The organism is Bacteroides sp. OF04-15BH (assembly GCF_003477995.1).
GTDB lineage: Bacteria > Bacteroidota > Bacteroidia > Bacteroidales > Bacteroidaceae > Paraprevotella.
The window spans coordinates 44,349-57,474 of record NZ_QUEM01000006.1; the positions used below are offsets into that span (position 1 = coordinate 44,349).

Annotated in this window: 10 protein-coding genes; 2 read left to right on the forward strand and 8 right to left on the reverse strand. The window is 49.1% G+C overall.

The features are described from left to right. Positions 1–227 precede the first annotated feature (227 nt). Positions 228–3,200, forward strand: a complete 2,973-nt coding sequence (locus tag DXA74_RS04075) for a beta-N-acetylglucosaminidase domain-containing protein (protein WP_118525557.1) — start codon at positions 228–230, stop codon at positions 3,198–3,200. Positions 3,201–3,243: 43 nt separating this feature from the next. After that, positions 3,244–3,576 (forward strand): hypothetical protein, encoded by a 333-nt coding sequence (locus tag DXA74_RS16280; RefSeq protein ID WP_158576013.1) that lies wholly within the window; start codon positions 3,244–3,246, stop codon positions 3,574–3,576. A gap of 213 nt (positions 3,577–3,789) precedes the next feature. Here the strand turns inward: DXA74_RS16280 and queG are convergent, their stop codons facing one another. The 8 genes from queG to purD form a co-directional block, all read right to left on the reverse strand. Then, complete coding sequence (gene queG / locus DXA74_RS04080) at positions 3,790–4,761, reverse strand: tRNA epoxyqueuosine(34) reductase QueG (RefSeq protein ID WP_118525558.1); 972 nt, start codon at positions 4,759–4,761, stop codon at positions 3,790–3,792. A gap of 19 nt (positions 4,762–4,780) precedes the next feature. Then, a complete protein-coding gene (locus DXA74_RS04085) occupies positions 4,781–5,392 on the reverse strand; it encodes a polysaccharide deacetylase family protein (RefSeq protein ID WP_118525559.1) in 612 nt (203 codons plus the stop codon). Between the two features lie 10 nt (positions 5,393–5,402). Continuing rightward, complete coding sequence (locus DXA74_RS04090) at positions 5,403–8,714, reverse strand: DUF2723 domain-containing protein (protein WP_118525560.1); 3,312 nt, start codon at positions 8,712–8,714, stop codon at positions 5,403–5,405. A 108-nt stretch (positions 8,715–8,822) separates the two neighbouring features. Next, entirely contained in the window at positions 8,823–9,590 is a 768-nt protein-coding gene (locus tag DXA74_RS04095) for a metal ABC transporter ATP-binding protein (RefSeq protein ID WP_118525561.1), read from the reverse strand. Beyond that, on the reverse strand, positions 9,568–10,455 hold the full coding sequence (locus DXA74_RS04100; RefSeq protein ID WP_118525562.1) for a metal ABC transporter solute-binding protein, Zn/Mn family: 888 nt from the start codon (positions 10,453–10,455) through the stop codon (positions 9,568–9,570). Before DXA74_RS04100 ends, DXA74_RS04095 begins: the two co-directional genes overlap by 23 nt. 8 nt (positions 10,456–10,463) lie before the next feature. Beyond that, complete coding sequence (locus DXA74_RS04105) at positions 10,464–10,925, reverse strand: YqaA family protein (protein ID WP_118525563.1); 462 nt, start codon at positions 10,923–10,925, stop codon at positions 10,464–10,466. Next, a complete protein-coding gene (locus DXA74_RS04110; RefSeq protein ID WP_147401030.1) occupies positions 10,889–11,821 on the reverse strand; it encodes a hypothetical protein in 933 nt (310 codons plus the stop codon). The genes DXA74_RS04105 and DXA74_RS04110 overlap by 37 nt, the downstream gene beginning before the upstream one ends. A gap of 26 nt (positions 11,822–11,847) precedes the next feature. After that, positions 11,848–13,116, reverse strand: a complete 1,269-nt coding sequence (gene purD, locus DXA74_RS04115) for a phosphoribosylamine--glycine ligase (protein WP_118525565.1) — start codon at positions 13,114–13,116, stop codon at positions 11,848–11,850. Positions 13,117–13,126: the final 10 nt, after the last annotated feature.

The following is a 13,126-nucleotide window of genomic DNA, read 5'->3' on the forward strand; positions in this document are numbered from 1 at the left end:
GTTTAGTTTAAGGAAAAAGGGAGCTGTGAAGCCCCCTTTTTTTATTTCCATCCGTTGAAGCCTTCTCCGGCTGTTTTTTCATTTTTACTTTATGCAGGTTTGTTGTAAATATTAATTACAAATTGTCTTTTTCTTTATCATAAATCTATCTTTTTTTTCGGGAATGTCTTTTTTGCAGGATTTTTTGTTATTTTTGCATGGATATCTTAAAACCAATTTATTAAACCATGAAACAATTTTTATTATCGACCTTATTGCTTGGGGCATCTTTAGGTATGAGTGTTCCGTCTCAAGCTCAAAAGGTTACCGTATCTCCAATTCCTCAGGAGATTGTTTGGGGAGAGAAGGCTTTCGGGCAAAATATTTCCTTTAAGATGATCGGTGAAGCAACAGCCGATCAGGATGCTGTTGATGTTTTGAAAGGGCATATCCAGACTGCTGCCGACGCTGCCGTTGAATTGATTGTCGGAGAGCGGGGCGATGCTGTTGTTGCAGAATATGAAAGTCTGATTCCTGAAAAGACAGAGGGTTATTATTTGAAAGTGGAGCCCAATAAAGTGATTATTGCCGGAAACGACAGTGTGGGAACCTTTTATGGAGTGCAGTCGTTCCTGCAAATCCTGTCACAGCCGGAGGTCATGCAGGTGGAGATCAAGGACTATCCGGACCTGACCGACCGCGGAGTGATTGAAGGCTTTTATGGAAATCCCTGGAGCAAGCAGGACCGAATCCGTCAGTTCGAGTTCTACGGAGCCAACAAGATGAATGTGTATATTTATGGTCCGAAGGACGATCCATATCATCGTGCCCAGTGGCGTGTGCCTTATCCGACAGAAAAGGGTAAGGAGATTACGGACCTGGCTTTGGCCGCACAGAAAAATAAAGTGCAGTTTGTCTGGGCACTGCATCCGGGTGGCGACATCCAGTGGACTGATGCCGACCGTCAGAAGGTTATCGACAAACTGGAGAGCGTATATGCCCTGGGAGTCCGTGCTTTTGCCATATTCTTTGACGATATCAGTGGCAATGGAGGCAGCGGACAGGGTCAGGCTGAGTTGCTGAACTATGTTACCGACCATTTTATCAAGGCTCATCCGGGGCTTCCTCCTTTGATTCATTGTCCTACAGCCTATAACCGGGCTTATGTGGGCGATGAAAGTTATCTGACTGCCATTGGCCAGATGTATCCCGAAATCCGAATCATGTGGACAGGAAATTCGGTGGTCGATATGATCAATCAGTCTGATTTGGACTGGATTAACCCGCGCATCAACCGAAATGCCTATATCTGGCTGAATTATCCGGTGACAGATTATTGCGACCGTCATTTGCTGATGGGACCGACCTTTGGCAACGACAATACGATTGCTTCTTCATTGGCGGGCTTTACTTCAAATCCGATGGAGTATGCAGAGGCTTCAAAGGTATCTCTCTATAGCATTGCCGATTACAGTTGGAATCTGAGCGATTATGATGCCGATGCTTCATGGGAGCGCTCCATTCCGTATCTGATGCCGAAGTATGCGGAACAGTTCAAGGTGTTCTGTGAGAATAATGTGGATTTGGGCAGTAATGCACACGGATTGCGCCGCACCGAAGGAGAATCCGTTAAGTTCAAGGCTGCCAAAGCCGAATACGACGAGGCAATGAAGGATGGCTATAATGAGGCAGCCGTGCAGAAGATGGCTTTGCAGTTTGACACGCTGGTATGGGCCGCCGATGAGCTGCTCAAGGCCGACACGTTGGCCAAAGAAAACCAGGATGCTTCGGTAAATACCGCTTTGCTGGATGAAATCACCCCATGGCTTCAGGTAATGCGCCTGATGGGACAGCGCGGACAGAACATCATGAAGATGAAGACGATGCTGCAAAAACGCGACAGTGTGGAATTTATCAACCTCTATCTGGATTGCGTCAAGAAGGAGCAGGAGCAGAAGGAAATCCGTTCGCGTAATTTTGCAGGTTCCATCAAATCGCCGAATCCGGTGGTGGCCGATGTCGCTGTGGGACCATTCCTGAAGACAGCCTTGGCCGAATGCATTCAGGAATATAAGAAAGAGTTCAACTACCGCACAGATGTGTTCCCGGCTGTTTTGCTGGAGGACGGAACTTACTACATCAAGTATAACGGACAGTATCTCACCAATCCGAATCCGAACGGTACCGGCGGTTCGCCAAACTATTCTTCAACCATTGATGCGGCCAATCCGCAGAAGCAGGAGTGGATTATCTCTTTGGATTACACCACAGAACGCTATAAGATTGTCAATGCTTATGATCAGCGTTATATCAATGAGTTAGGTAACTTTACAACCAATGCAACGACCAATCCGTATGAGTCAGCATGGCACTCTTACAACATTTACCGTTTCAATGACAAGTATGCCATTCAGAATGCGGGTAGTGCCGGTGACAAATATTGGCAGTCAAGCAGCAGCAAGATTTCTCCGAGCAGCAACAACCAGCTGAAGCCGGAAGTGTTCATCTTTGAGATTGTTCCGGTTGACGAGGCTTTGAGAGAGCAGCATTCGATGATAGAAAGCGGCAGTCAGTATTATATCATCAATGCGGAAAACAAGTATCTTACCAATCAGACTCCGGGTGCAGGCCGTGTGGGCGACCGTCCGGTGTTTGCGGACAAGATGCCTGTGGATGTCCTGAAGAAACAGCTGTGGACCGTAAATCTGGATAACCAGACTAACCGCTACAATATCAAGAGTGCCGCCGATAAGCGCTACGTAAACGAGAAGGGAACCTTTGCCGAGAATGCAAATCTGAATCCTTATGATGCCACTTGGCATACTTATGTTCTGGCCGAGATGGACAGCCTGTTTGCCATTAAGAATGCCGGTTCGGCTGGAGATAAGTTCTGGACAATTTCCGGCAAGAATATCGAAATGGGAGGCACAAGCATCAGCGGAAGCTATCTGTTTAAGTTTGTTCAGGCTGAAAGTCTGCCTTCAGGTATGGGCAGTTTGCAGGAAGATGCTTCTGTAAGCTATCAGCTGAACGGTAACCGCTTGCTCGTCACTGCCAACAGTGCGATAGAATATATCAGCCTGTTCTCACTCGATGGCAAAGTGGTGGCCGAGGTGAAAGGTAAGAACGTATTGGAGTGTAATGGCCGCTTGCATGGCAACTATGTGCTGGCTGTGAAAACAGAAAGCGGCATGAAGATTTTCAAGGTATTGCTGAACTGATTTCTGATTATCTGAAAATATAAAAACACAAACCGTCTGTGGAATGGGAAGTTCCACGGACGGTTTGTGTTTTATGCCCTTTATCCCTTGTTTTTTGTGTTTTCTTCCTTTTGCAAAATGTAAGTCTCCAAGTCATTTTGAGGGCTCTTTTTCCACTTTTTCTTTTATAAGACCTCTGGCTGTGTTGCCGAAAAAGAAAGAAATAGAGTTTAAGGAAAGAATATTTATGCATTTCGCACCGTTTTCCGGAGTATATATATTGGGCATATTGCATGAATATTCATTTTTTCCCTTTTCAATCGGCAGCAGAAAGAAGCATACCGTATCGGAAAAGATTCAAAATGGTCCCGATCATTTGAGAGCATCATCAGCATGAAAGGAACATTTCATCCTGATCAGTTCCGGATGTCTTTGAGAAAGGCGTGCTGAGCCATCCGGTTTTCTTCGGCAGAAAAAGCCGATCCGGTTATTGGTCTTTGTAAATCAGACGATTATTTCTCTTGACCTGTCTGAAACTATTGATTTTGGCCTTCCACCTTTATGTTTCCTGTATATTTTCGAGTCTGAGCGGGGGATATGTGGCAAAGTGTCATTCTGTCAAATCCTGATCAGGGCGATTCATGGCTCGGATATTACGCATCAGTCCCTCGTATTTGGCCCGTTTCACGGCCGATCCCCGAAACAGTTTCCGATAATCCTCAACAGACAACTGTTGCCACTGCTGGCGTGTCATTTGTTTCAATTCTTCCCGAAGATGGAATTCCGTTTCTTGTGTCGGTCGGGCGAAACGGAGATGTGGGCAGGAAGCCTGACAGCGGTCGCAGCCATAGAAGCAGGGTTCCATGTGGGTGGCGGCCCATTGGGGAATTTCATCACGGTTCTCTATGGTGAGGTAACTCAAGCAGCGGCGTGCATCAAATCCCTCCGCAGTCAGTGCCCGGGTGGGGCAGGCATCGAGGCACTTCCGGCAATGACCGCAGCGGTTTTTCTGTGGGCTATCGTAGGAATCAACGGGCAGGGTAAGGAAAATCTCGCCCAAAAAGAACGTACTTCCCGCCTGAGGGATGATGAGCTGGTGGTTGCGTCCGATCCATCCCAGACCGGCTTTCCAGGCCCAATAGCGCTCCAAGACGGGCGCTGTGTCGCAGAATACGCGTCCGGGCAGTATTTCCGCCTGTGCGTCTTCGGGCACCAGATTCAGGATGTAGGCCATCAGACGGCGCAGTTTGTCTTTCATCACCTCGTGATAGTCCTTGCCGTAGGCATACCACGACAGGCAACCTTCCTGTTCGTCCATAAATTCAGAAGGATAATAGTTCAGGGCCACGCAGACAATGCTCCGGGTGCCGGGTACCAGTTCGCGCGGGTCGAAACGCATCGCAGCATGGTTGGCCAGATAGTCCATAGAGCCATAGGCTCCCTGTTGAAGCCAGTCTTCGAAATATCGGCGGTGCTCTTCCGCTACCGGCTCTGCCGGGGCTATCCCACAAGAATAAAAGCCGAGACGCTGGGCCTCGGCTTTTATCTCTGTTGCAGAAAGTATGATTTCTGTTTGTTTCATTGATTCTGATAATAATGTGTCAGTCGAATGTTCGGAATTCATATCCCTGATCCTTGAGCCACTGTATGGACTGGGGCAGTGCTGTGCGCAGCTTGTCTATGCTTTTCAGTGAATCGTGAAAAGTGATAATCGAGCCGTTGCGGGTATATTTGCGCACGTTGCGGAACACATCATCGGCGGTAAGCCATTTGCTGTAGTCGCGTGTGACAAGATCCCACATCACAATCTGATACTTCTTTCTGAGCCGGAAATACTGCGACCAGCGCATCCAGCCGTGGGGTGGACGGAACAGATTGGTCTGCAAGGCCTCGTTGGCCTTGTCTGTATTGGCCAGATAGTTTTTGCTCAGATACTTGAATCCGCCGATATGGTTGTAAGTGTGGTTGCCGATGCGGTGGCCGCGTTCCACAACCATACGGAACACATCGGGGTGTTTGCGCACATTGTCGCCCACCATGAAGAAGGTGGCTTTTATCTGAAAATGATCAAGAATATCCAGCACAAACGGCGTGGCTTCGGGAATGGGTCCGTCATCGAAGGTCAGATAAACGACCTTCTCATGACGGTTCATTCTCCATAAGGCTCGCGGATAAATCCATCTCAGAAATATGGATGGTTGTTCTATGATCATTTCCGTGCGATTAGTACAGACTCACACCGCGGTTGAGACACTGCTCGGCATAGGTGTTCAGAGCGGTGGTGTAGCTGCTGGTTTTTGCGGACTTGATCTGATCCAGTACGCGGCTCACCTCATTCAGAATATAAAGGTGGAAGCTGCATTCGCTGCTTGACTGCATCAGACGGTTGTTGCTCAGGCTCAGATACCAGGACAGGTACTCCTTGGAGTTATCACCCACAGAGGTGAGGATTCTCTCTGCCTCGGCTTTCTTGTTCAAGGCTGCATAGGCCTTGGCCATTTCCACCGAACCGCTCTGGTAGTTATCCGGCACATTGTAGCTTGGCAATTCCTTTTCGGCTTTGTTCAGCACCTGAAGGGCTTTCTGAGGCTTGTTTTCCTTGATGAGCTCCAATGCCAGCTGAGCCAGTACACGACGGTGGGTGTAGCACATACGCATCACGGTTTCATCCAGATAGATGCCCGGAGTGTTGGCACCGCCGAACTTGAACTTGTTCATCACATTATTGTACATGCGCTCTGTGTCTACGCGCTTGCCGGTCTTGTTGGTATTGAACGGAGTGACGCGGTAGGCCAGACCTTCCTGTACGAAGTGGTCGCCCAGATTTCCGTAGTTATCCGATCCCACAGTCATGGCGATGTAGAGCGGACGCTCCCAGTTGGTCTGTGCCAGCATGTCGAGCATCATCAGTTCGCTCTTGTAGATGGCACGTTTGCCTTTGAGCGAGATGCTCATCACGTCTGGAATAGAGTCGCCGGCAACCATCATGCCTGAACGCTTCACGGCTTCCTTGTCGATGGTGATGACCACACTGTCGGTCGGGATGATCTGAAGATCCGGATTGTCGTTCAGCACCCAATGCTTCATGATGTTCTTCAACTCGTACGGATTCTCACCCAGCATCTGTTTCATTTCTTCCGGATTGTCCTTGTACAGGGCAATTACCTGTTCCAATGCATCCGGATGAACCTGAATACCTTCGCGCACACCGCCTACATACTGCAGTCTGCTCCAGCTGATCGGAATAGAAGGTGAGTCGTAGGCCGGACGCTTCATCTGGTCGATGTACCAGTCGGTTTGCAGATAACTCAGGTTGCAGACACGGGCATCGGTGCGGAAGCCTTCGGTTTCCTGCAAGTACCACAATGGGAAGGTATCGTTATCACCGTTGGTGAAGATAATCGGATTGCCTTTCTCGTCGAGCGACTGCAAATAGTTCTTACCGAAATCCGGACAAGTATAACGGCCGCTGCGGTCGTGGTCGTCCCAAGTCTGGCTGGCCATTTGGATAGGAACCATCAGCGCTACCAGTGAGATGACGCTTGCCAGCACGGTTTCGTTGGCCTTGATGTATTTGCTCAACCACTCGGTCAGGGCAGCTACACCCATGCCAATCCAGATGGCAAAGGCATAGAATGAACCGGCGTAAGCATAGTCACGCTCACGAGGCTGCATCGGAGTCTGGTTCAGATAGATCACGATGGCAATACCGGTCATGAAAAACAGGAAGAACACCACCCAGAACTGCTGAACGCCCTTGTCGTTCTTGTAAATCTGCCACAGCAAGCCCAGAATACCCAGAATAAGCGGCAGACAGTAGAACACGTTGTGTCCCTTGTTTTCCTTCAGTTCGGTAGGCAGCTTGCTCTGGTCGCCCAGTCGCATATTGTCCAGGAACGAGATACCGGTAATCCAGTTTCCGTGTTCGGCCTCACCGTTACCCTGAATATCGTTCTGACGACCGGCAAAGTTCCACATAAAGTAGCGCCAGTACATGAAGTTCAGCTGATAGCTGAAGAAGAAGCGCAGGTTTTCCAACTGGGTCGGAACCTTTACGTTCACCATTTCGCCGCAACGATCAAAGAGCTCGGTCTTGCCGTCTACACCGCCCATCCAGCTTTCGTAAGCCTGAGCGTGACGGTCGGAATACATACGCGGGAAGAACATGTTCTGTGCATATACGTATTCCAGATCATGACGTACGATTTCGTAAGCGTCCTTCTCATCCTTGCTGTGTTTCTCCACACGCTGATATACCGGAGCACCTTCCTTGGTTACCGGAACACAGTAGCCTTCGTTGGTGGTCTTGAGCTTCATCTGCGAAGTATAGGCCTGACCGTAGAACAAAGGACGAGAACCATACTGCTCACGGTTCAGATACTGTCCCAGAGTAAACACATCCTCCGGAGAGTTCTGGTCCATCGGCGGGTTGGCGCTCGAACGGATCACAATCAGCGCATAGCTGGAATATCCGATCATGATCATCAGCATGCAAAGCAGCGAGGTGTTCATCACACGGGCGCTGATTACATGCAGGTCTTCCTTCTTATAGTAGAGCACAAAGGCCAGAATTGCCAATACCACGATACCGATTACGAGGCTGCTCCAGCCATAGCCGTAGAACGGAATACCCAGCATGGCTACTGCAAGCAGATAGGCAATGTTCATGCGCTTGCGGCTTATCTGGCGCTGTGTTTCCCAGATTGCCCAAAGCACTACGGCGATGAGGCAGAAAATATACACGATCAAACCTGTGTTGAATGAGAAACCCAGTGTGTTGACAAACAGTAATTCAAACCATCCGCCTACTTTTACGATACCCGGTACGATACCGTAGAGCACGGCAGCAACGAGAACCATAGAACCGATCAGTGCCAACAGGGAACCTTTCAGGTTGGCTTGCGGATTGCGCTTGTAGTACCATACCAATACGAGGGCAGGCACGCACAACAGGTTCAACAGATGCACACCGATAGAGATACCGGTCATGTAGGAGATAAGTACCAGCCAGCGGTCGCTGTGCGGCTCGTCGGCGTGTTCTTCCCATTTCAGAATGAGCCAGAACACCATGGCGGTGAACAATGAAGAGTAGGCATAAACCTCGCCTTCTACAGCACTGAACCAGAAGGTGTCGCTGAAAGTATAGGCCAGAGCACCTACCAGACCGCTACCCTGAATGGTGATGAGCTGCGAGAGCGACATCTCGTTCGGGTTGCTGCATACCAGTTTACGGGTGAGATGTGTGATGCTCCAGAACAGGAACAGGATACATCCGGCACTGAACAGCGCCGACATGATGTTGACCATGCGGGCCACTTGTGTTGGATCACTGGCAAACTGGGTAAACAGGTTTGCGGTTAACATGAAGAACGGGTTGCCGGGAGGATGGCCCACCTCCAGCTTGTAGGCCGAGGTGATGAACTCCGGACAGTCCCAAAAGCTTGCGGTCGGCTCAATCGTGCTGCAATACACGAAAGCGGCGATGGCAAACGTAATCCACCCCATGATGGTGTTTACTGTTTTGAACTGTTTCATTGTTTTCTATTTGATTTTATAAAAATATTTGCTTTGTTGGGCAAAAATACGAACTTTTTTGCGTTTCCTTTTCTATTTAGGTTACTTTAATTCGCAAGGCTTTTTATTTTAACGGTGCGCGTGTTGTTTCAGAACGCGGTGGGGCATGTCGCCGTGTCCCAGCAGGTCGATGGGGCAGCTGGTCTTGGCCTGAAGCCACTCTTCGGTGATTTCTTCCTGCGCATGATAGTCCAGAGTGTGGTTCACACAGGCTATGTTTTTCACATTCTGAACCACGGAACCTACATCATGACTGATGAGGATTATGGCGCTGGTGTGGTTGATCTCGTCCAGCAGTTCGTAAAGCTGGGCTTCAAAGCGCTTGTCAATGTAGGTATTCGGTTCGTCGAGAATCACCACGTCGGGCTCGGAAATGATGGCCCGTCCCAACAGGGCGCGCTGGGCCTGTCCGCCGCTCAGACTTCCTATCGGGCGTTTCTCCATTCCGGTAAGTCCCATGCGTTGAATCATCTCGGCTACCCGTTCCTTTTGTTCTGAGGTCACCCGGTGCCAGATGGAAGCTCCGTTTTCCAGTCCGGAGAGAATGACATCGAACACCGATATGGGGAATTTCTTGTCTATCTGGTTATATTGTGGCAGATAGCCGATGCCGATGTGATGAACAGGCTGGTTGTTCCGATAATACTGAATCGTTCCGCTGTGAATGTCCTTCAGGCCGAGAATGGTCTTGACCAAAGTGGTCTTGCCGCCTCCGTTCGGACCGATAATTCCCAAAAAGTCTTTTTCATATACCGTTAGGGACACCTGCTCCAATACCGTTTTGGAATCGTAGCGCACCTCAACATCGGTCAGTTTAATGATTGGATTCTGTTTCATGGCTCAATGTTTTGGCTATCTGAATCAGTTCGCGGGTACATTCATAATCCAGCGGATTGATTTCAACAATTTGTGTCTGCGTTTCGCGGGCAATGACTTCGGCATTGCGGCGGTCGAATTCCTTTTGCAGGAATACCGTATGGGCATTCTTTTCGCGACAGGTGCGGATCAGCTGTTGCAAATGAGCCGGAGAGGGGGATTTGCCGTCTTCTTCGATGACCAGCTGCTCCAGTCCGTATTCACGGGCAAAATAGCTCAGTGTGGGATGATAGATCAGGAAACTTCTCTTCTCCTTGCCGGAAAGCAATTGGCGGATTTCACGGTCTGTGGCATCCAGACTGTCTTCCAACGCTTTCAGATTCCTGGCAAACACTTCATGGTCTTCCGGATAAGTCTTGCTCAGTCCGGCTGCAATGTTGCGGGCCATGACTTTCAGGTTGGCCGGAGTGGTCCATACATGCGGGTCAACACCTTCGTGAGCATGGTCGCCATGCTGATGGGTGGAGGTGATGTATTTGATGCCCTCCGAAGCACATACGAATGAGGTTTGTGGCGCATTCTTTTCCATACGCTCAAGCCAGGTCTGCTCGAATCCGAGGTGCCCTACATAAAAATAGATCCTGCTGTTACTGAGGCGTACCAACTGCTGCGGGGCGGGTTCATAAGTTTCCGGACTGCTGCCGTTGGGAACAAATGTTTCGATGCGGTAGTCGTCTCCGGCAATTTTTTCCGTAAGGAAGGCCAGAGGGGCAATGGTTACCGTAATGGTTTTGCTTTCGTCTTTAGCCTTCCGGGTGCACGACAGCAGAGTGCCGGCAAGCAGGCAGACAACGAGCGAAACAAACAAAAGATCGTGACGTTTCATTTTGAGAGTTATATTAGTGATACAAAATAAACCAGAATGGCATAGCGGACGGCCTTGCCGATCAGAATGGAGATAAAACTGATATATACGTTGGCGCGCATATAGCCCATGGTTACGGCGATGACACTGCCTAGAATCGGCAGAAAGCATAAAACGCCCATCCAGGCACCTTTCTGCTCCATAAACCGTTGGGTCTTCTCAACCTTTTCTTTTTTTACATGGAGGTATTTCTCAATCCATTCCATCTTTCCCAAACTGCCGATCCAGTAGTTGAACATGCTTCCGGCAACATTTCCCACGGTTCCCCAAATAAACAGGGGCAGCGGTGCCAGTCCGGCCAGTTGCAGTCCGGCCATGACGGCCTCGGAACTGAAGGGAAAAACACTTCCGGCAATGAAGGCTGCGATGAACATGCCCCAGTAACCGTAATCAATCAGAAGATCTGTGATAGTGTTAAAGAACTGATCCATAAACTAGAAAATGCAATGAATAGATAGATAAATATCGAAAGAATAAACAGTAGATTGGTAATCCGATAGGAGGTCAGTGCAAAGAAATGGGCAATGACCGGAGCCGAAGTCAGGGTGAGCAGAGCCATAAACAAGTCAAACTGTTTCGGTTGCACCAACAAAAACAGCAGGATGACCGCCTCAAACAAAATCAGGGTGTAGAACTGCATGCGGGTGCGTATCTTGTCGTTGTAGCTCGTTTTGAGAGCGTGTATGGTGCTGATCAGTCCTATGATCAGGATGAAAAGAAGTGCCGACAAGCGGGTGATGTCAAGCGACAGGTAATCTGTCAGAGCAGGATGGGCAAAGTCTATGAATTTCTGGGCGTACATTCTGAGCGGAGCATAGTCCTGTGTATAAATAAGGTATGCACCATAGAACCAGAATGGGGTGAAGAGTCCCAGCAGACTGGCACAAAAACTTTTGAATGACAGGGAGCGCAGGTAAACGGCCATGCTCCAATAAACAAAAGGTACAAGTCCTAAAAGGATGGGGTGAATCAGGCTGGCTATTCCTAACGAGACAAAGGCATGGTAAATATTTGAGGAACTGTTGCTCTCCTGATAGGAGCGGAACAGAAAGAAATAGCATCCCAATACAAAGAAGGTCACAGCCATCGGGGCTATGGAATCGTGTAAAAAGGTGAAGCAACCCACACCAAACAAAAACGTGGAAGTGGTAAGACGGCTCCGGATACGAAGCAGAGCGTTGGAGTTGTTGAATTCCACCAGAAGATAAGAACAGACGGCGCAACAAAGCCAGCACAGGGCCTTGCTTTGAGACATGGGGCCGACAGCTGCCCAAAGTAGGGTAGCAACAAGAGCGGCGACAGGCAGTGTAAAACTGCTTGTCGCCACTTTATTTTGAAACCTGTTATTTCTCATTATAGGTCTTTTCCAATATCAGAACGGAAGTATTTCTTGTTAAACTGGATTTTCTGAGCCTGAGAGAAGGACTGCTGCAGGGCTTCTTCCTTATTGCTTCCGTAAGAACTTACGGCAATAACGCGTCCGCCGCTGGTTACAATCTGACCGTCTTTAACGGCTGTTCCGGCATGGAACACGATGCTGTTCTCCACCTCGTCGATACCGGTAATCGGGAATCCTTTTTCGTAAGCCTCTGGATAACCGCCGGATACCAGCATCACACACACTGCGCTGCGCTCGTCAAATTCCAGAGTCTTTTCGTCCAGATTGCCTGCTGCTACGCCTTCGAACAGCTCGACAAGGTCGCTCTTGATACGAAGCATCACAGATTCGGTTTCCGGATCTCCCATACGTACATTGTATTCAATAATCATCGGCTCACCGGCTACGTTGATCAAACCGAAGAAGATAAAGCCTTTGTAGTCGATGTTCTCGGCACGGAGTCCCTCAACCGTTGGACGGATGATGCGGTCTTCCACCTTCTTCATCCATTCCGGAGTGGCAAAAGGAACCGGAGAAACACTACCCATACCGCCGGTATTCAGACCGGTGTCGTGCTCGCCAATGCGCTTGTAGTCTTTTGCTTCAGGCAGAATCTTGTAGTTCTTTCCGTCGGTCAGTACGAATACAGAGCATTCAATACCGCTCAGGAACTCTTCGATAACGACAGAAGAAGAAGCGTCGCCGAACATACCGCCCAGCATCTCCTTCAGTTCTTTCTTGGCTTCGTCCAAAGTGTCCAGAATCAGAACACCTTTTCCGGCACACAGACCGTCGGCCTTCAGTACATAAGGGGCCTTCAGTGTTTCGAGGAACTTCAGACCTTCTTCCAACTGATCCGCGCGGAAAGTCTGATAAGCAGCTGTCGGGATGTTGTGGCGCTGCATGAATCCCTTGGCAAAATCCTTGCTGCCTTCCAGTACGGCACCCTGCTTTGACGGACCGATAACCGGAATGTTCTTCAGAGCTTCATCGTTTTTGAAGAAGTCATAAACTCCCTTTACCAGCGGATCTTCCGGACCTACAACCACCATATTGATCTGATTGTCCAGAACAAACTGACGGATACCGGCAAAATCATCGGCTTTGATGTTTACGTTTTCTCCTACTGACGCTGTACCGGCATTTCCCGGAGCGATATATAATTTCTCAATTTTGGGGCTCTGGGCGATTTTCCATGCCAAGGCATGCTCGCGTCCGCCGCTTCCTAACAATAAAAGTTTCATATCGTATGCT

What these genes read in the sequence shown, in the direction of transcription:
- DXA74_RS04075 (WP_118525557.1), top strand. Translation starts at nt 228, where the DNA reads ATGAAACAATTTTTATTATCGACCTTATTGCTTGGGGCATCTTTAGGT.
- DXA74_RS16280 (WP_158576013.1), top strand. Translation starts at nt 3,244, where the DNA reads ATGGGAAGTTCCACGGACGGTTTGTGTTTTATGCCCTTTATCCCTTGT.
- queG (WP_118525558.1), bottom strand. Translation starts at nt 4,761, where the DNA reads ATGAAACAAACAGAAATCATACTTTCTGCAACAGAGATAAAAGCCGAG.
- DXA74_RS04085 (WP_118525559.1), bottom strand. Translation starts at nt 5,392, where the DNA reads ATGATCATAGAACAACCATCCATATTTCTGAGATGGATTTATCCGCGA.
- DXA74_RS04090 (WP_118525560.1), bottom strand. Translation starts at nt 8,714, where the DNA reads ATGAAACAGTTCAAAACAGTAAACACCATCATGGGGTGGATTACGTTT.
- DXA74_RS04095 (WP_118525561.1), bottom strand. Translation starts at nt 9,590, where the DNA reads ATGAAACAGAATCCAATCATTAAACTGACCGATGTTGAGGTGCGCTAC.
- DXA74_RS04100 (WP_118525562.1), bottom strand. Translation starts at nt 10,455, where the DNA reads ATGAAACGTCACGATCTTTTGTTTGTTTCGCTCGTTGTCTGCCTGCTT.
- DXA74_RS04105 (WP_118525563.1), bottom strand. Translation starts at nt 10,925, where the DNA reads ATGGATCAGTTCTTTAACACTATCACAGATCTTCTGATTGATTACGGT.
- purD (WP_118525565.1), bottom strand. Translation starts at nt 13,116, where the DNA reads ATGAAACTTTTATTGTTAGGAAGCGGCGGACGCGAGCATGCCTTGGCA.